At 68.7% G+C, this 17,046-nt stretch carries 16 protein-coding genes; 4 read left to right on the top strand and 12 right to left on the bottom strand.

The window, feature by feature from the left end:
• Positions 1 to 44 precede the first annotated feature (44 nt).
• Positions 45 to 842: an ABC transporter ATP-binding protein gene (locus CIK77_RS12690; protein WP_087056462.1), complete on the bottom strand. Its 798-nt coding sequence runs from the start codon at positions 840 to 842 to the stop codon at positions 45 to 47.
• Positions 839 to 2,533: a 2-isopropylmalate synthase gene (locus CIK77_RS12685; protein WP_087056617.1), complete on the bottom strand. Its 1,695-nt coding sequence runs from the start codon at positions 2,531 to 2,533 to the stop codon at positions 839 to 841. The genes CIK77_RS12690 and CIK77_RS12685 overlap by 4 nt, the downstream gene beginning before the upstream one ends.
• A 248-nt stretch (positions 2,534 to 2,781) precedes the next feature.
• Here CIK77_RS12685 and CIK77_RS12680 point away from each other — a divergent pair, with 248 nt between their 5' ends.
• Entirely contained in the window at positions 2,782 to 3,450 is a 669-nt protein-coding gene (locus tag CIK77_RS12680; RefSeq protein ID WP_087056461.1) for a FadR/GntR family transcriptional regulator, read from the top strand.
• Between the two features lie 38 nt (positions 3,451 to 3,488).
• On the opposite strand, the gene CIK77_RS12675 is transcribed toward CIK77_RS12680, so the two are convergent.
• The 3 genes from CIK77_RS12675 to CIK77_RS12665 all read right to left on the bottom strand — a co-directional run bounded on the left by CIK77_RS12675 (position 3,489) and on the right by CIK77_RS12665 (position 7,201).
• Positions 3,489 to 3,887: a DUF5684 domain-containing protein gene (locus CIK77_RS12675; protein ID WP_332841614.1), complete on the bottom strand. Its 399-nt coding sequence runs from the start codon at positions 3,885 to 3,887 to the stop codon at positions 3,489 to 3,491.
• A 172-nt stretch (positions 3,888 to 4,059) separates the two neighbouring features.
• A complete protein-coding gene (locus CIK77_RS12670; RefSeq protein ID WP_170934256.1) occupies positions 4,060 to 6,570 on the bottom strand; it encodes an ATP-dependent Clp protease ATP-binding subunit in 2,511 nt (836 codons plus the stop codon).
• Between the two features lie 241 nt (positions 6,571 to 6,811).
• Entirely contained in the window at positions 6,812 to 7,201 is a 390-nt protein-coding gene (locus tag CIK77_RS12665) for a hypothetical protein (protein WP_087056459.1), read from the bottom strand.
• 187 nt (positions 7,202 to 7,388) lie between these two features.
• On the opposite strand from CIK77_RS12665, the gene CIK77_RS12660 reads away from it, so the two are divergent.
• The gene (locus tag CIK77_RS12660; RefSeq protein ID WP_005048317.1) at positions 7,389 to 7,637 is read left to right on the top strand and encodes a WhiB family transcriptional regulator; all 249 of its coding nucleotides are present in this window, start codon (positions 7,389 to 7,391) and stop codon (positions 7,635 to 7,637) included.
• A gap of 115 nt (positions 7,638 to 7,752) precedes the next feature.
• Here CIK77_RS12660 and CIK77_RS12655 read toward each other — a convergent pair whose 3' ends face one another.
• Genes CIK77_RS12655 through CIK77_RS12645 form a run of 3 tightly spaced genes read right to left on the bottom strand, consistent with a single transcriptional unit; the run spans position 7,753 to position 11,119 of the window.
• Positions 7,753 to 9,228, bottom strand: a complete 1,476-nt coding sequence (locus CIK77_RS12655) for a sensor histidine kinase (protein ID WP_087056458.1) — start codon at positions 9,226 to 9,228, stop codon at positions 7,753 to 7,755.
• Positions 9,229 to 9,281: 53 nt separating this feature from the next.
• Entirely contained in the window at positions 9,282 to 10,523 is a 1,242-nt protein-coding gene (locus tag CIK77_RS12650; protein ID WP_087056457.1) for an AAA family ATPase, read from the bottom strand.
• Positions 10,520 to 11,119, bottom strand: a complete 600-nt coding sequence (locus tag CIK77_RS12645; RefSeq protein WP_087056456.1) for an SAF domain-containing protein — start codon at positions 11,117 to 11,119, stop codon at positions 10,520 to 10,522. The genes CIK77_RS12650 and CIK77_RS12645 overlap by 4 nt, the downstream gene beginning before the upstream one ends.
• A 98-nt stretch (positions 11,120 to 11,217) precedes the next feature.
• On the opposite strand from CIK77_RS12645, the gene CIK77_RS12640 reads away from it, so the two are divergent.
• Positions 11,218 to 11,475 (top strand): helix-turn-helix domain-containing protein, encoded by a 258-nt coding sequence (locus CIK77_RS12640; protein ID WP_087056455.1) that lies wholly within the window; start codon positions 11,218 to 11,220, stop codon positions 11,473 to 11,475.
• A 6-nt stretch (positions 11,476 to 11,481) separates the two neighbouring features.
• Here CIK77_RS12640 and CIK77_RS12635 read toward each other — a convergent pair whose 3' ends face one another.
• A complete protein-coding gene (locus tag CIK77_RS12635; RefSeq protein ID WP_087056454.1) occupies positions 11,482 to 12,090 on the bottom strand; it encodes a hypothetical protein in 609 nt (202 codons plus the stop codon).
• A gap of 189 nt (positions 12,091 to 12,279) precedes the next feature.
• On the opposite strand from CIK77_RS12635, the gene CIK77_RS12630 reads away from it, so the two are divergent.
• On the top strand, positions 12,280 to 12,711 hold the full coding sequence (locus CIK77_RS12630) for an Rv3235 family protein (RefSeq protein WP_087056453.1): 432 nt from the start codon (positions 12,280 to 12,282) through the stop codon (positions 12,709 to 12,711).
• A 119-nt stretch (positions 12,712 to 12,830) separates the two neighbouring features.
• On the opposite strand, the gene CIK77_RS12625 is transcribed toward CIK77_RS12630, so the two are convergent.
• From CIK77_RS12625 to CIK77_RS12615, 3 genes are all read right to left on the bottom strand, one after another.
• Positions 12,831 to 13,859: a 6-phosphofructokinase gene (locus tag CIK77_RS12625; RefSeq protein ID WP_087056452.1), complete on the bottom strand. Its 1,029-nt coding sequence runs from the start codon at positions 13,857 to 13,859 to the stop codon at positions 12,831 to 12,833.
• Positions 13,860 to 13,958: 99 nt separating this feature from the next.
• Positions 13,959 to 16,112, bottom strand: coding sequence for a DEAD/DEAH box helicase (locus CIK77_RS12620; RefSeq protein ID WP_087056451.1), 2,154 nt, complete (start codon positions 16,110 to 16,112; stop codon positions 13,959 to 13,961).
• Between the two features lie 240 nt (positions 16,113 to 16,352).
• Positions 16,353 to 16,982 (bottom strand): hypothetical protein, encoded by a 630-nt coding sequence (locus CIK77_RS12615; protein ID WP_087056450.1) that lies wholly within the window; start codon positions 16,980 to 16,982, stop codon positions 16,353 to 16,355.
• Positions 16,983 to 17,046 lie beyond the last annotated feature (64 nt).

Below are 17,046 nucleotides of genomic sequence, written 5' to 3'. Positions count from 1 at the left end.
TTTCGTAGGCACTCGCGAAATTCGTAGGCACTCGCGGTGGAACGTCACGCGATGGCCGCGGCCCGCGCGGCGCGGGCGTGCCAGCGTCCGTCGGCGTGCTCGATCCGGATCGGATAGTCGAAGCAGGCGCTGACCAGGTCGGTCGTCAGGGTCTCAGCTGCGGCGCCGGCGGCCAGCACCTCGCCGTTGCGGATCAGCATCGCGTGGGTCGTGGACTCCGGGAGCTCCTCGAGGTGGTGGGTGACGAGCACGGTCGCCAGATCCGGATGCGTGTGATGCAGGTGGTCGACGGTCTCCAGCAGCTGCTCGCGAGCTGCGACGTCGAGGCCCGTCGACGGCTCGTCGAGCAGCAGCAGCGGCGGGTCCATCAGGAGGGCACGGGCGATGAGGGCTCTGCCCCGCTCCCCCTGCGACATCGTCGGCCAGATCGCACCATCCAGACCGGCAAGGCCGAGCAGCTCGATGAGATGATCAGCACGCTCGACCAGCTCGGCATCCGGCCGCCATCTGTTCATCAGCTCCGCCGTCCCCGTCGCGCCGGTGAGCACCACGTCCCTGACGCTGAGCGGCGACCGGATCGGGCAGCGCGGGTTCACGTGCCCGATCGACTCCCGGAGCCTGCGGATCTCGACCCGACCGAGCCTGTGCCCCAGCACTTCCACGCTGCCGTGCGTCGGGTGCTGCTCGGCGCCGCACATGCTGAGGATCGTGCTCTTGCCCGCACCGTTGGGGCCGATCAGCGCCCAGTGCTCGCCGGCGCGAACGGTGAGATCGATTCCGGCCAGGATCTGTCGCCCGCCGCGCACGACGTCGACGCCGTCCAGTCGCAGAATCTGGGTCACGCCACCATTCCTGTTCTCGCGATCGACCGGTTCGCGGCGACCATCACCGCGGCAAGACTCGCCGACAGCACGGAGCCGTCACGCCCGGCCGCCCATCCGGTCTCGCCGTGCCCACGGTACTCGATCGCCGTCAGCGCATCGCTGCCGCTGCCTGCGCGCACGCTGGTCTGGTGCAGTTCCAGGATCTCGATCTCGACGCCCAGTTCGTACAGCGCCGCGGTCAGAGCCTCGACCGGGCCGACATCGCTGTGCTCGCTGATGCGTTCGGTCCCGCCCGCGCTCAACGCGATCCGCACGCGCGAGCGTCCGCCGACCTCACTGGTGTCGATTCCGGTGAGTGCGATCGCCTCGTCCGCCACCAGATACGCCTCCTCGAAGATCCGCCACAGGTCGGCTGCGGCGACCTCGTCGCCCGTCGCGTCGGTGCGGCGCTGCACGTGGCGGGCCGCGTCGATCTGCAGCCTTCGCGGCAGTTCGACGCCGTACTCCGCCTCGAGCAGGTAGGAGACCCCGCCCTTGCCCGACTGGGAGTTCACCCGGATGACGGCGTCGTAGCTGCGCCCGATGTCGGCCGGATCGATGGGCAGGTAGGGCACCCGCCATTCGATCTCGCTCTCGCCTCGTCCCTCGGCCTCCGCCCTGGCACGGTGCTCGGCGAAACCCTTCCGGATGGCGTCCTGATGCGTGCCGCTGAACGCGGTGTGCACGAGATCGCCGACGTAGGGGTGGCGCGGGTGCACCTCGATCCGGTTGCAGTACTCGACCGTGCGGCGGATCTGATCGATGTCGGAGAAGTCGATCATCGGGTCGATTCCCTGCGCGTGCAGGTTGAGGGCGAGCGTTGCGATGTCGACGTTGCCCGTGCGCTCACCGTTGCCGAAGATGCACCCCTCGACGCGCTGCGCGCCCGCAAGCACCGCCAGCTCGGCGCACGCGATGCCGGTGCCGCGGTCGTTGTGCGGATGCACCGACAGGATCACGCCGTCACGTCTGGCGAGGTTCCTGTGCATGTACTCGATCTGATCCGCGTACACGTTCGGCGTCGCGATCTCCACCGTGGCGGGCAGGTTCAGGATGACCGGCCGCTCGGGGCTCGCGCCCCACAGCTCGGTCATCGCATCGCACACCTCGAGCGCGTAGTCGGGTTCGGTGAGGTTGAACACCTCAGGGCTGAACTCGAAGCGCACGTCGGGCATGTCTCCGGCCAGCCGGAGCACGTCGCGCCCGCCGTCCAGGATGAGCTGCTTCAGCTGCTCCCGATCCCGTCCCAGAACCAGATCTCGCCAGATCGGTGCCGTCGCGGCGTACATGTGGATCACCACCGGGTTCCGGATGCCGGCGATCGACGCCACCGTGCGCTCGATCAGATCGCCCCGCGCCGGAGTGAACACCACGATGGTCACGTCATCCGGCGCGATGTCGCTCTCGGCGATCAGCCGGACGAAGTCGAAGTCGGTCTGCGAGGCGGAGGGGTAGCCGACCTCGATCTCCTTGTAGCCCATCGTCACCATGAGCTCGAAGAAGCGGCGTTTCCGTTCGGAATCCATCGGTTCGGCGAGTGCCTGGTTTCCGTCGCGCAGGTCGACGGGCACCCACAGCGGAGCGGCGGTGAGCCGACGGTTCGGCCACTCGCGATCGGTGGGGGGCACGTCCACTCTGGTATGGGCGTCTCGGTAGCGGGACGACGGCATCTGGGAGCCGCGCTGACGGTTCCAGGTCGGTGCGTGGGCAGACACAGGGCCCGAGGGCGTGGCGATGTGCGGGAATGCGGTGTTCACGAGGAGTTCTTTCTGATCGAGCGTCGAGACCGGCACGCGAGGACTCCACGGCGGGGAGCCGATCGCTTTCGCCCCGCCGTGGCGTCAAAGAAGAAGGAACTCAATCGATCGCACGGCTAGAATGTATCACAACTCCTCAGACATGCAGAGAGGTCATTGAGATGATGCAGGTGAAGCGCGCACCGCTGGCCGATCAGGCAGCCGAGTTGCTGCTGGATCGGATCCGTTCGGGCGAATGGGCTCTGGGCGCGAAGCTGCCCGGCGAGACGACCCTGGCACCGCAGCTCGGCGTCGGCCGCTCGACTGTGCGCGAGGCGATCCGCCAGCTGGCGGGCCGTGGAATCCTCTCCTCGCGCCAGGGGGCGGGCGTGTTCGTCACGGCACTCGACGCTTCCGAAGACTGGGACGCTGTGCTGCAACGGGTCGACATCGCCGCGGTGATCGAGGCGCGGATCGCCATCGAGACGGAGGCAGCCGCTCGCGCCGCCGAGCGCCGCACCCCCACCGCGATGCGCACGATCCGGCGCGCACTCGCCGCGCGGCAGCGCGAGCACGCCACGATCGAGGACTACGTCGACGCCGACACGGCCTTCCACCGCACCGTGATCGAAGCGGCGCAGAACCCGGTGCTGAGCGAGCTCTTCGATTCCTTCGTGCCGCGCCTGCGACAGGCGATGATCGACATGCTGCGCATCGGTCGCCATACGGATGACGTCGCAGATCGGGCCGCGCACGACGACCTCGCCGAGGCCATCGCGTCACGCGACCCTGAGACCGCCGGCCGACTCAGTCGCGATCACCTGGAGTCGCTCAAGCGCGGCCTCACCTGACCCCGACGCGTCGTCGAGGTGCACGAGGAGTGTGTCCGTCAGCGGATCTCCGGCTGGTAGCGGTCGCTGCCGAAGCCCAGGATGAGGTAGCCGATCGGTGCGAGCAGCCACAGCAGGAAGAACGAGAACGCTCCGCCGTGGCCGAAGTTCCTGCCCACCTTGACCGCCACGATGATCGCGAGCACGATGTTCACGATCGGAATCAGGTAGAGCAGCGCGAACCACATGCTCATCCGGGCGACCTTGAGCAGGAAGATCACGTTGATGATCGGGATGATGCCGAGAATGCCAGGGATGTCCGCCTTGGCGAACGTCTTCCACAGCCCGATCGCGACGATCACGTACACGATCAGCGCGGCGATCCCGCCGCCCGCACCCATCATCGCCAACAGTGCGTCGAACGCTCCCGTGCCGCCCATATCGCCGTAGTCCGTCATCCGGATCACCTCTCATGCGTCTATGCGGTGCCTATGCCATCAAGATACTGACCCGACGATCGATTGTCATGGGGGCGCGCGATATCCGCGCCGCATCCGTGCGGTGCCGGATCCGTGCCGACGCGGAACGGGCGACCCTGGGCTTCGGGCCACCCGTTCCGCGTACGGTCGATCAGGCTGCTGCCGGCACCTCGACCCCGGCTGACACGGCGAGCTCTCCGCCGTTCGCCTCGACCTGAACCGTGCCGCCGTCTGTCAGCGCGCCGGAGACGAACAGCTCGGCGATCCTGTCGTCGAGTTCGCGCTGGATGACCCTGCGCAGCGGCCGTGCACCGTACTCCGGCTCGTAGCCGTGCTCGGCCAGCCACTCGATCGCGGTGGGAGCCACCTCGAGGGTGACCTCCCGCGTCGCCAGGCGATCGCGCGTGCGTCCGAGCAGCAGCCCCACGATCTCGCGCAGCTGCTCGCGGTCGAGCTTGCGGAACATCACGATCTCGTCGATCCGGTTCAGGAACTCCGGACGCATCGATTCGCGCAGCCTGCCCATCACACGATCGCGCAGGTCCTTCTCGTCGAACTCACTGCCGGTCGCCGAGAAGCCGATCGCTCCCCCGCGTGCCGCGAGGTACTCCGAGCCCAGGTTGGAGGTCATCACCACGACGGTGTTGCGGAAGTCGACCGTGCGCCCCTGCCCGTCGGTCAGGCGTCCGTCGTCGAGCACCTGAAGGAGCAGATTGAACACATCCGGATGGGCCTTCTCGACCTCGTCGAACAGCACGATCGAATACGGGTTGCGACGCACGCGCTCGGTGAGCTGGCCGGCCTCGTCGTACCCGACGTACCCGGGAGGCGCTCCGACCAGACGCGACACGGTGTGCCGCTCGCCGAACTCGCTCATGTCGAACCGGATGACCGCGCTCTCGTCGTCGAACAGGCTCGCCGAGAGTGCCTTGGCCAGCTCGGTCTTGCCGACACCGGTCGGGCCGAGGAACAGGAACGATCCGACCGGTCGGCGCGGGTCGCCCATCCCGGTCCTGCTGCGCCGGATGGAGCGCGCCACAGCGGCCACCGCGTCGTCCTGTGCGATCACTCGGGAATGCAGCTCCTCCTCAAGACCAGCGAGACGCTCGCGCTCGCCCTCTGTGATGCGATTGGCGGGAATGCCCGTTGCGCGGCTGATCACCTCGGCGATATCGGCCTCGTCGATCGTCAGGTCGCCGCCGCCGTGCGACGCGGCCTCGTCGATCCGATGCTGCGTGTCGGTGATCTCGTCGCGGATGCGCGACGCCTCCTCGTAGCGCTCCGCCTCGACCGCGGTGTTCTTGTCGGTCTCCAGCGCGGCGAGCCGACCCATCAGCTCACCTGTGTCGACGGGCACCCCGACGCGCAGCCTCAGCCGTGCACCGGCCTGATCGATCAGGTCGATGGCCTTGTCCGGCAGCACGCGCTCGGTGAGGTACCTGTCGCTGAGCTCGACGGCGGCGCGCAGGGCATCATCCGTATAGGACACACGGTGGTGCTCCTCGTACGCAGGGCGCAGCCCGTGCAGGATCGCGATGGCGTCGCCGACCGACGGCTCGCCGACGGTGACCTGCTGGAATCGCCGCGCGAGAGCGCTGTCCTTCTCGATGGTCCTGAATTCCTTCAGCGTGGTCGCACCGACGAGGTGCAGTTCCCCGCGCGCCAGGCGCGGCTTGAGGATGTTGCCGGCGTCCATGGCTCCCTCGCCGCCTGCTCCGGCACCGACCACGGTGTGGAGCTCGTCGAGGAACAGGATCAACTCGTCCTTGCGCTCTGCGGCCTCCTCCATCACCGAAGTGAGTCGCTCCTCGAAATCGCCGCGGTAGCGCGCTCCGGACAGCATGCCAGGCAGGTCGAGAGAGATGACGCGCTTGCCCTTGAGCTGCTGCGGCACCTCTCCGGCCACGATGGCGCGCGCGATCCCCTCGACGATCGCCGTCTTGCCGACGCCGGCCTCGCCGACCAGCACGGGGTTGTTCTTGGTGCGACGCGACAGGATCTCGATCGTCTGCTCGGTCTCGGCCGTTCGACCGATCACCGGGTCGATCATGCCCTCCTCCGCACGGGCGGTGAGGTCGACTCCGTATCTGGCGAGCATCGACTCGTCCTGTGCCCCCTCGGTCGCCGGAGCGCCAGCCGGCTGCATCTGCTCCCGTGCGCCTTGCGTCAGCGACTCAGGCGTGACGCCGGCTCCAGCCAGAATCTGCCCGGCCGGACTGTCCTGCGCGAGCACGAGCGCGAAGAACACGTGCTCCGGATCGATGTACGTCGAACCGGCTGAACGCGCCACCTGGTAAGCGTGGAACAGTGCGCGCTGGACCGCACTGGTGAGTGATGCGGCATCGACCTGCGCCGCGTCTCCCGCGGCCGGCAGCCGCTCCTCGGCCGCCGTGCGCAGCGCAGCGATGTCGCCGCCCGCGCGCGCGACAGCGGCGGCGACCGTGTGGTCGTCGAGCAGCACGCGCATCACGTGCAGGGCGTCGAGTTCCTGCTGACCGCGGCCGAGTGCGAAGGCGCCCGCCCGCTGCAGCATCTCCTGCGTGCGCTTGCTCAAGAAGCGCGTGAGGTCGAACGAACGCGCCTGACGCGCACGCTCGCCCTGAAGATAGCGAGCGAGGAAGTCGTCGAATGCGCCGAGACCGTCCTGAGGGAAGTCGGCCATGATTCCTCCTTTGACTTGAGTGTCTCTGCCTCATGTTCGCGAACCTGAGTGCAGTTGTGTCAAGTACAACGTGAGGTGCAGCAGGCTATTCCCGCCGATCCGTCCGCGGCATCATCTGTCCGCAGACCGCCGCAATGCGGTCCATCCGGATGACTCGCGAGATGCGCACCTCTTCGACGAGGCCGCGGCAGAAACGGCGCATCTCGACGAGATGTGCGCATCTCGGCAGCCGCGGCGACGGTCAGCGGCGGTGAGCGGGATCCGCGCGCTCGGTGAGCAGGAGCAGGATGAGTGTGATCGCGCCAGGTGCCCCGATCGCGACGGCCATCAGGGGATGCGCGTATGCGCCCGTCACGGATCCGACCGCGACCGCGATCACGAGGAACTGCGCGACGATACCGCCAGAGCGGCCCCATGAGCGACCGACGACGACCGCCCAGGCGAACGCCGCGAGGCCCGCGGCGCCGATCAGCGTCATCACGATCAGTGCGAGCGCGGACGCCATCGACCCGGCCCCCGAGCCGATCAGCGCGACGATCTCCCAGCATGCCAGCACGAGCAGCGCGAGAGACTCCAGACCGAGCAGCGCGGCCGCGATTCGGGCGATCGGTGCCGGAGGAGGGGTGCTCATCTGCTGTTCGATTCCTGACCGGTTCACGAAAACCATTGACGATACCGCCACAGTGTAAGACACTTGTTAACGGAATGTTTCCCCACAGTGTGGTGGGAGCGGGTTCGTCCCGCGACATCTCCCAGCGTAGACCGCCCGAATGTTCTGCGTTGAATCGGAATCACCCACCACCGCAAGGAGCATCACCATGGACTGGCGCGACAAGGCAGCCTGCCTCACCGTCGACCCCGAACTCTTCTTCCCTGTCGGGAACACGGGCCCCGCTGTCGACCAGATCGAAAAGGCCAAGTCGGTGTGTGCCCGATGCACTGTGACCGAGGTGTGCCTGCAGTACGCGCTCGAGACCGGACAGGACTCCGGCGTCTGGGGCGGCCTCAGCGAGGACGAGCGCCGCGCCCTGAAGCGCCGCGCAGCTCGCGCCCGTCGCGCGAGCTGACCGCCGCGCGAGACGAAGACTTCCCAGGCCCGCTCTTCGGAGCGGGCCTTCGGCGTTCGGCGGCAGTGATCATATCGCCCCCCGGGCGCGCCGATGCAGCGCCCGGCGCGACGCCCTACTTCGCGATCCAGCGCAGCGGGATGTCGACGACGACCTCGGTGCCGCCGCTCTCCGGCGATGTCCAGTCGATGGTCCCGCCGAGCTCGCCCTGAATCAGGGTGCGCACGATCTGGGTGCCGAGCCCGCGGCCGACCTTGCCGCCCTGCAGCCCGATCCCGTTGTCGCGGATGCGCACAGAGAGCCGTTCGTCGGAGCGCTCCGTGACGATCTCGACCTCGCCGTCCGAGTCCTTCAGCCCGTGCTCGACGGCGTTGGTGACCACTTCGGTCAGCGCGAGCGCGAGCGGCGTCGCGTACTTGCTCGGCAGCACGCCGAACCTGCCGCTCAGTCGCGTGCGCGCAAGCGTGTTCGGCGCAGCCGCCACCTCGGCGACCAGCCGCAGGACGCGCTCGAATACGACGTCGAAATCGACGTTCTGCGTCAGTCCCTCAGAGAGGGTGTCGTGCACGACGGCGATCGACGCGACTCGACGCATCGCCTGACCGAGCGCGTCTGCGGCTTCCTCGCTCGGCGTGCGACGGGCCTGGATCCGCAGCAGCGAAGCAACCGTCTGCAGGTTGTTCTTGACGCGATGATGGATCTCCCGGATCGTCGCGTCCTTGGTGAGGATCTCCTGCTCCTGGTTGCGCAGCTCCGTCACGTCGCGGCACAGCACGATCGCGCCGCTGCGTTCGCCGTGATCCGTGAGCGGGATCGTCCGCAGCGCCACGGTCACGCCTCGCGCGTTCACGTCGGTGCGCCATGCGGCGCGACCCGACGCGACAACGGGCAGCGACTCATCGACCTCCGCCGATGCCTCGACCAGCGACGCCGTGACATCCGGGAGCGACTCCCCCTCCAGCTCCTCGGCGAAGCCGAGCCTGTTGAACGCAGAGAGCGCGTTGGGGCTGGCGAAGGTGATCGTGCCGTCGACCTCGAGCCGCACCAGGCCGTCCGAGGCGCGAGGGGCGCCGCGGCGCGCACCGGTCGGAGCGTCTTTATCGGGGAACTCGGCGGTCGCGATCATCCGGAAGATGGAGTCTGCGCACTCGTTGAACGTGATCTGCTGACGCGACGGCGCGCGCACCTCACCGAGGTTCGTGTGACGGGTCAGCACGCCGATCACCCTGGGTTCCTCGCCGTCCGTGCGCACGATCGGCACCGCCCTCACCCGTGTCGGCGTCTCCTCGAACCATTCGGGTGACGAGGTGTCGACGATCTCACGCCTCGTCACGGCGTCGCGCACCTGCTTCTGCCACTGCGGGCGCACCTTCTCGCCCACGATGTCGCGGTAGAACAGCGTGGCAGCACCGCTGGGCCTGGCATGGGCGACCGCGAGGTGCGATTCGTCGGCCGTCGGCGCCCACAGCACGATATCGGCGGATGCCAGGTCGGCGAGGAGCTGGCCGTCCGCGGCGACACGGTGCAGCCACGCGATATCCGTTTCGCTCTGGACCCCCTGGGCCGAGACGAGATCACTGAGAGTCGACACCCCCACAGTCTATGCAGGGTGCTGCTCCGGGGTGAACGGAACGTGACCGCGCCTCATGCCGCACTGCGACGCAGCTCGCGCCTGGACACCGGCTCCGGATCAGCCCCCGTGTGCCGTGCGACGCGCTTGGCGAGGCGGCGCATCGCCTGCGCGAGGGGCGAGCGAGCCGTCACCTCCCCTACGGGGCGGGCAGCGAGCAGTGCGGCATCGATCGCCCGGATGTCGAAGGGGACGAACGACACGTCGTCGAGACCCGCATAGCGCGAGAGCGTCCGTCGCACCTGCCCACGAGCGTCGATGCCCAGCGCGCCGCCGCGGAGTCGGTTCACGACGACGTGCATGGGCGTGCTGCCGATGTGCGCCCTCAGCTCGGAGTGCGCGCGCAGGAAGCGCGCGATGCTGACCGGGTCGGCCGATGTGACGGCGACGACCGCGTCTGCGGACTCGAGCGCCGAGAGCGCGGCCGCGTTGCGGCGCGGCCCCGCGATGTCGCTGACGATCTCCTCGTCGCGCTCGAGCGACGCGCTCGTATCGACCACGACGTGGTCGGTCCAGGACCGGCACGCGGTGAGAACGGCGCGCACCCGATCAGCCGAGAGCTCCGGCCAGCGCGACGGCCGGTTCAGCCCCGTCAGCACGTCGACGGCGGAGGACTCGAGCGGAGCACTGATGCGTGTCAGCTCCGCCGCGTCGAGGGCGCCGGCGCTCGCCTTTCGCGCCGCGGCTGCGATGCCCGGACTGTCCTCGGCCAGCCCGAGAGCCGCGGCGAGAGACGGCGCGTGCGTGTCAGCGTCGACCAACGAGGCACGCCCGCCGCGTTGGGCCAGCGCGACCGCGAGTTCGGTGGCGATCGTCGACCGACCTGGCGCCCCGTGCGTGCCCCACACCGCGAGCACCCGTCCGTCTGAGGTGTCGATTCTCGCCGTCGTGCCCTCGCGCACGGCGTCGGCGACGCGCCACCCTTCGACGTCAGGGGCAAGCGGCTCGCGCAGCCCGAACGACCGCGCCCAGCGCTTCTCCCCCGCACGCTGGGCGATCGGCACGATTCTGGTGCCGTGCCGGTCGCAGGCCGAGACGAGCTCCGGCGTGAGTGCGTCGCGGGATGCCGTCACGACGACGGCATCGATCTCGGCAAGCACCTCGCGCAGCCGCGATCCGGCATCACGAAGCTGCCGAACGAGCAGCTGCGGAGCGATCTGCGCCGCGACCTCTGCGCCGTCGACGACCAGTTCGGCGGCAAGACGTTCCCCGTGCGGCTCCGCGACGGCGACGACGAGCGAGAGCGGCACGTTCATCCGGCACTCCCCACCGGAACAACCGAGAGCGCATCCCCTGACGAGATCGCTTCGAGAACGTCAGCGACGACGGCTCGATGTACGACGAGCTCCACGCTCGTACGAGACGAGGCGGCCATCACGGCATCGTCGCGCACGACCTCGCCGACCACGGCGTCCGGCACGAGGATGCGCGGGGCGTCGAATCCGTTCTCGATCGCCGGCGCTGCCCACAGTTCGACAAGAGCACCCGGCTCCACTCGGCTCGGCACCTCGGCCGCGCTGTCGACCACGACCGTCGTCGTGTCCGTCGCGTCGCCGACGGCCGCGGCGGGGAGGAGTTCGCCTGCACCGATCGTGCGCTGCGCGATGAGGCCGTCGAGGCGCTCCTCCGCGGTGACGTAGCGTCCGTCGGCTGAACCGAGATTGGCCTCGACGACGGTCACATCGCCGGAATCGAGAGGCTGCCCCGCCACGATCGTGTCGGCGGCGACGAACACGGGCACAGTCTGCCGCGCTCCCGTCACCACCGCCCACACGCCGACGACCGACACCACGATCAGCCCGACGCCGATGAAGAACCGTGCGTCCGCCCAGAAGGCCCTTCGCTTCGCCATGACCGTCAGCGTTGCAGATTCCGTGCCAGGGCGTCCGGAGTTATCCACATGCACGCCATCCGTGGCCAACGCATAGGGTTCGGATCGATAATGGAGTCATGACGGGTCCCCGACTGTTCACACCGGCGCAGGTGGCAGAGATCCTCGCCATCGACGTCGATTCCGTCATGGCACTCGCCGAGGAAGGGCGCGTGCATGCCGTTCGCGTCGGCTCCCCTGCGTCATGGCGCATCGACGCGGAGAGTGTGAACACCTATCTGGATGAGCAGGCCGAGGACGCCCGCCGCCGCGCGCTCTGGCAGGAGTCGCAGAACGCGAGCATTCCCGAGGTCTGGGGCACCCCTGGCTCGCTCTGACGCACGCTACGCGCGGCCGGCGAGCGCCGTGTCCTCGCCGACGTCGACCCGCACCCAGACGACGGCGTCCAGCGGGATGATCCGGTAGCCGCGCACCTCGGCCTCGCGCCGCGGCGCGCCGTGGTCGTGCAGTGCGACGTCGGCATGATCGGCGGCGACCCTGTCGAAGGTGCCGGACAGATTTCGCCCGTGTGTCGTCCCCATGGTCACCGCGACACGGCGACGCGCGAGGTCGCGCAGCGCGAAGCCGAATGTGACGCGTTCGGCGAGCCGGTCGGGTTGTGCCGTCCCTTCGCGCGCGGACGCGACGACGGAGACGCCTGACAGCGAGACGCTCACGATCGCGGCGAGCGGTGCGAGCAGAATCGATCCGTCGCCCCGTCGGGCGGCCGCCCAGTCCGCTCCCACGGCATCGAGCCGCGTCTCGTGCACGGTCCCGTCAGACAGCTCGAGCCGCACCGACGCACCATCGGCTGCGAGGGCGGCGATCCGATCGCGCAGGCCGAGCCTGGCGATCCTGAGTCGCTCGGTCTCGGAATCGAGCGCGGCTCGTTCCGCTTCCCACTCCGCGGAAAGCTGATCCTCGAGATCCTGGAAGAAGTTGTCCCAGCGCACGCGAACGACGTTATCCGGTTCGGCTTCATCGCGCGGAATCCGTCCACAGCCGATGTCAGTGTGCGTTCCTCACAGGCATAGTTGCCTGGTGCGCTGACAGCCGCCTCGTGCTGGGATTCTGAGACACGAGGGTCTCGGGCCGCCGATGACCCGGTTCTCCCACGTGGCAGCGAGGAGGCTGTTCGACCGATGTCCGTTCCAGTACCCGCCGCACGCCCTCGTGTGCGGCGTGCGCGAGAGGTTCACGAGCTGTTCGACCGACAGCGCGCGTCGAGCCGCGCACTCCCCGCCCCTGCTCCCCTCCTCGACCGCCTCGCCAGGGGTGCGATCGAGGTCATCGCCGGCGTTCGAGAACCGGAGCAGATGGCGCGGTGGCTCGCGGAGAAGCCGTTCCTCAGTCTCATCGCCAGGGCCAATCTCGCCCACCGCGCGAGGAGCGCACGGAACCAGACGGCCAGGCACCCGACGTACGTCGTGAAGTCGGTGCACGTCTCATCTCCGGAGGACGGAGTCGCCGAGGGCGTCGTCGTCGTGCAGATGGCCTCGCGCACCCGTGCCGTAGCCATTCGGCTCGAGGGGATGGACCGCCGCTGGCGGGCAACAGCCCTCGCCATACTCTGAGTGCGTCGCTGGCACGCGCATCGCGGCATCCGCGCCGCTCAACGTGCCTGCGCACGCCGTCGCAACCCGTCCTGGCGCTGCACGCACCAGCCACACGCGCATCGCGGCGTCCGTGCCGCTCAGCCGAACAGGGTCGCTGCGCCTTCGTAGCGCTCGATGGGAACGGTGTTGAGCTCGCCGAGCGCGTCGGAGAAGGGCACGCGCACGATCTCCGTGCCCTGCATCGCGACCATCTGGCCCCATTCGCCATCGACGATCGCGTCGACCGCGTGCAGACCGAGGCGGGTGGCGAGCACGCGGTCGAAGCCGGACGGCGCGCCGCCGCGCTGGATGTGCCCCAGCACCGTCGAGCGCGTCTCGATGCCGGTCACCCGTTCGATCTCCGGCGCGAGCACTTCGCTGATGCCGCCGAGGCGCGGGCGGTTGAACGCGTCGAGCCCCTTGTCGCTGTACGCCTCGTCCTGGCCGATGAGCTTGAAGCCCTCCGCGACGACGACCAGCGGGGCGCGGCCACGCTCCGCTGCCGAGTTGACCTTGTCGCAGATCTCCTCAAGCGAGAGCGGAACCTCGGGGATGCAGATGATGTGCGCGCCGGCCGCCATGCCGGAGTGCAGGGCGATCCACCCCACGTGGCGCCCCATGACCTCAGCCACCATGCAGCGCTGGTGCGAGTCGCCCGTCGTGCGCAGGCGATCCATCGCCTCTGTGGCGATGTTCACCGCGGTGTCGAAGCCGAACGAGTAGTCGGTCGCGCGCAGGTCGTTGTCGATGGTCTTGGGAACGCCGAGCACGTTGATGCCGTCGTTCGCGAGGCGCTGCGCGGCGGCGAGCGTCCCCTCACCGCCGATCGCGATGACGCCGTCGATGTGGTGCCCGTACAGCGTCTTGGCGATGTTCTCCGGTCCGCCGCGCTCGCCGTCGTACGGGTTGGTGCGGCTCGTGCCGAGGATCGTGCCTCCGACCTTCGACAGGCCCTTCACCTGGTGGCGCGTCAGCGGGAAGAAGTCGCCCTCGACGAGCCCCTTCCAGCCGTCGCGGATGCCGACGAACTCGATGCCGTGGTGCTCTGTGCCGTTGAGCACGGCCCCGCGGATCACGGCGTTCAAGCCAGGACAGTCGCCGCCAGAGGTGAGGATGCCGATCTTCATACGTCAAGGGTAGCGGGCACCGCACGCTCCAGATGACGTCGAAGGCGACACGCCCAGACATCCGGATGAACGCTCAGCGACTCCCGGTCGACGGCGCTCTCAGGCCCCAGGGTGCAGCTCCGCCCGCAGCACGTGCATCAGCGCGGCGAGCTGCACGGATTCGACCGCACCCTCCTCGGTCTGCTCGCCGTCGAGGGCTCGCGCGGCGAGTCCCTCCTTCTGGTCGATGAGCTCGGCGATCTTCGTATCGAGGGTGTGCGCCGCGATGATGCGCCACGCGGTCACCGGGTCGTCCTGGCCGATGCGGTGCACGCGGTCGATCGCCTGCGTCTGCTCCGCAGCCGTCCAACTCAGCTCAGCGAGCACGACGTTCGACGCCGCCTGCAGGTTCACACCGACTCCGGCCGCCGTCAGCGAGCACACGATGATTCCGACATCCGGATCGTTCGTGAACGCATCGATCGCCGCCTGTCGCGCCACGGAGGTCTGGTCGCCGCGGATGGACACCGCCCTGATCTCGTTGGCGCGGAAGTGCGCCTCGGCCTGATCCATCACGTCGATGTGCTTGGCGAAGTAGACCACCTTGCCGACGGAGCGCTGCAGCTGCGCCGCATAGTCGGCCGCGAGACCCGCCTTGGCCTGACCGATCCTGCGCACCATCGAGAAGACGTTGTCGCCCTCTGCGCCGGCTGCCTTCGACTCGTCGAGTTCGCCCTGCGCGACGAGACGCACGATGTCCTCGTCGATCTCGCCCGGCGCGAGCCCACGGTCACCACGCGCATCGAGTATGCGTCGGTAGCGCGCGGCCAGACGGGCGGCGAGCTTGCGCTCGGCATCGCGGATGCCCCGGCCGAATTCGTCGTCGAGCTGCACCGGCATGTCGGCGACGAGTTTGTCAGGCAGGTCCTTGGCGACGTCCTTCTTCCTGCGCCTGACGATGCCCATATCGATGACGGCGCTGCGCGCCTCAGGGTAGAAGGCCTTGTCCGCCGGCGTGAGGCCGGTCGAGTCGAGCTTCGACATCAGCTCAGGCCCCGGCTTCTCCCCGTTCGCCCAGCCGAGGAACCGCCAGATCGCATCGAAGTCCTCGACGTCGTTGATCAGCGGGGTTCCGGTGAGCGCCATCAGCAGCGGGTTGCCGCCCGGCGTCGTCTCTCGCACGCGCTCAGCGAGCGCCAGCACGTTCTGCGAGCGCTGCGACGACAGGTTCTTGATGAAGTGCGCCTCGTCGACCACCATGCCGCGCAACCCGATCGTGGCGAGCCAGCCGAGGTGGCGGTCGAGGATCTCGTAGTTGACGATGAAGATGTCGGCGAACGCGTCGACATCCTGTCCGTCGCCGTTGATGACGGTGGCGCGGCGCTGCGGAGTCCATCGCTCGACCTCGCGCGCCCAGTTCATCTTCACGACATTGGGCACCACGACCACGAGCGGGAAGGCGTTCGCCACGGAGGCGGCGAGCACCGACTGCGCCGTCTTTCCGAGACCCGGCTCATCGGCGAGCAGGAACGTTCGGTGGCCGGCTCGGACGGATTCGAGGAAGCGCGACTGGTGCACCATCACGTCGAACCCCTTGGGCGAGACGCGGTCGATCTCCGGAACGGGCGGCAGCGGCATCACCGCGGAGCCTCCGCCTGAACCGAGTTCGAAGGCCTTGTACAGCGGCCCCATCAGCTCCCAGTCGTCGAGACGGCTGCGGCGCGGCGGCTGCGGCCGACGTGCGATATCCGGCTCGAGGAACGGGTTCGCTTCGCGTCGGTACTCGATCTGCTCCGGAACGACGGCACGCTCGGCCGCCACCCTCGGCACGACCGGCTCGACTGCCGCCGGCTTCGCATCGGCGATGATCAGCTCCTCCGGCGCCAGCTCGGCACCGGACTCGAGCAGCCAGTCGCGGCGCATGCGCTGCGCGACGGGGCTCGTGGCGTGATCGACCTCGAGCAGCTGGATCAACGAGGTGTCGCGCGCCGCCGTCTTGGCGAGGATCGTGGCCACACCATCGAGCCGTTTGAGGAGTTCGGCGCGTGCCGAGTCGCTGAAGGCTGCTGCTTCCTTCACTCGTGCGCGCTCCTCGCGGACGAGGAACGCGATCACCTGGAACTTGACGCGGTTCGTCGGGCCCAGCTTGTTCTTCTGCGCCTTGGCCTCGACCTCCCGCACCTTGCGAGCGAGGATCGGGATGATCGGTGCCTCATCGTCACGGCGTGCGAACGAGGACTTCTTGCGCTTCCGCGCGGGTGCCGTGGTCGGCATGCTCCTCCTGAGCGTCGATTCCGACGAGCGATTGCCCCTCCGGATGACCTGATGTGCGAGCCGGGTGCGAGGCAGTGCGATCCGGATGAATCCGGACTCGTCGCCACGCGGGCGTCGACGTCGCTCACGGGTCACACGAACGGACACACGTAAGCTCCGCGGACATTCTATCGCACGCCCGCCGCCGCGGCGGGCACCACGCCAGATGAATCGCCTGCGACGCCTCCTGGGGCCGCGCGATCAGGACCAGAGCGCCGCGGCGATCGATTCGCTGTACTCGGGCTCGACCGACGAATTCAGTTCACGGGTCGCGGCCCAGCCGCCTCCACCGAACACGTGCGTTTCGGTCGACTCGGACTGCCCTGCGTCTCCGTTGATGGTGTTCTTCAGCGAGCACACCTCGGGCTCGCCGTCGACGCAGCTGAGCCCCGACTGCTCGAGCGCCGCGCGAAGCGCGTCCGCCTGCGCGTCGTCGATCTCGGCGACGGTGGTCGCGATGCCGATCTCGCTCGCGACACCCCAGGTGCACCGCAGCGCGTCGACCTGGTCGAGGACCTCGAGTGCCCCGACGACTTCCGACGACAGCATGGTCAGGCCGGGGTCGTTGAGCGGGAACCCGTCCGCGCCGTCGAGCGACTCGAACATGTCGTCGCTGTACACGGACGCGCAGTCCGCCGGCATCTCGAAGCCAGCAGGCTCGGGAGTCGGCTCCGTCGTATCCGGGGCCGCGGTCTCAGACGGGGACGTCTCCGGTGCTGTTGTCTCCGGCTGGTCCGTGGGGTCCGCATCGGGTTCCGGCACACAGGCGGCGGCACCGGCTGCCACGAGGGCGAGGAGGCCGATGGCGGCGACACTGCGCGTGATGTTCATGTGCCCAACGGTACTCAGGGCACCGCACCGACAGCGCCCGACGCGCAGGACGGTGCGCACCTCG

Source organism: Microbacterium sp. JB110, assembly GCF_003335195.1.
Taxonomy (GTDB): Bacteria; Actinomycetota; Actinomycetes; order Actinomycetales; family Microbacteriaceae; genus Microbacterium.
Note: the sequence above shows the minus strand (reverse complement) of the source record. Positions and strands in the feature narration are given on the sequence as shown.

Bases quoted from the DNA above. Each gene is read 5' to 3' on its own strand.
- CIK77_RS12685 (WP_087056617.1), bottom strand. From the start codon at position 2,533: ATGCCGTCGTCCCGCTACCGAGACGCCCATACCAGAGTGGACGTGCCC.
- CIK77_RS12680 (WP_087056461.1), top strand. From the start codon at position 2,782: ATGATGCAGGTGAAGCGCGCACCGCTGGCCGATCAGGCAGCCGAGTTG.
- CIK77_RS12675 (WP_332841614.1), bottom strand. From the start codon at position 3,887: ATGACGGACTACGGCGATATGGGCGGCACGGGAGCGTTCGACGCACTG.
- CIK77_RS12670 (WP_170934256.1), bottom strand. From the start codon at position 6,570: ATGGCCGACTTCCCTCAGGACGGTCTCGGCGCATTCGACGACTTCCTC.
- CIK77_RS12665 (WP_087056459.1), bottom strand. From the start codon at position 7,201: ATGAGCACCCCTCCTCCGGCACCGATCGCCCGAATCGCGGCCGCGCTG.
- CIK77_RS12660 (WP_005048317.1), top strand. From the start codon at position 7,389: ATGGACTGGCGCGACAAGGCAGCCTGCCTCACCGTCGACCCCGAACTC.
- CIK77_RS12650 (WP_087056457.1), bottom strand. From the start codon at position 10,523: ATGAACGTGCCGCTCTCGCTCGTCGTCGCCGTCGCGGAGCCGCACGGG.
- CIK77_RS12645 (WP_087056456.1), bottom strand. From the start codon at position 11,119: ATGGCGAAGCGAAGGGCCTTCTGGGCGGACGCACGGTTCTTCATCGGC.
- CIK77_RS12640 (WP_087056455.1), top strand. From the start codon at position 11,218: ATGACGGGTCCCCGACTGTTCACACCGGCGCAGGTGGCAGAGATCCTC.
- CIK77_RS12630 (WP_087056453.1), top strand. From the start codon at position 12,280: ATGTCCGTTCCAGTACCCGCCGCACGCCCTCGTGTGCGGCGTGCGCGA.
- CIK77_RS12625 (WP_087056452.1), bottom strand. From the start codon at position 13,859: ATGAAGATCGGCATCCTCACCTCTGGCGGCGACTGTCCTGGCTTGAAC.
- CIK77_RS12620 (WP_087056451.1), bottom strand. From the start codon at position 16,112: ATGCCGACCACGGCACCCGCGCGGAAGCGCAAGAAGTCCTCGTTCGCA.
- CIK77_RS12615 (WP_087056450.1), bottom strand. From the start codon at position 16,982: ATGAACATCACGCGCAGTGTCGCCGCCATCGGCCTCCTCGCCCTCGTG.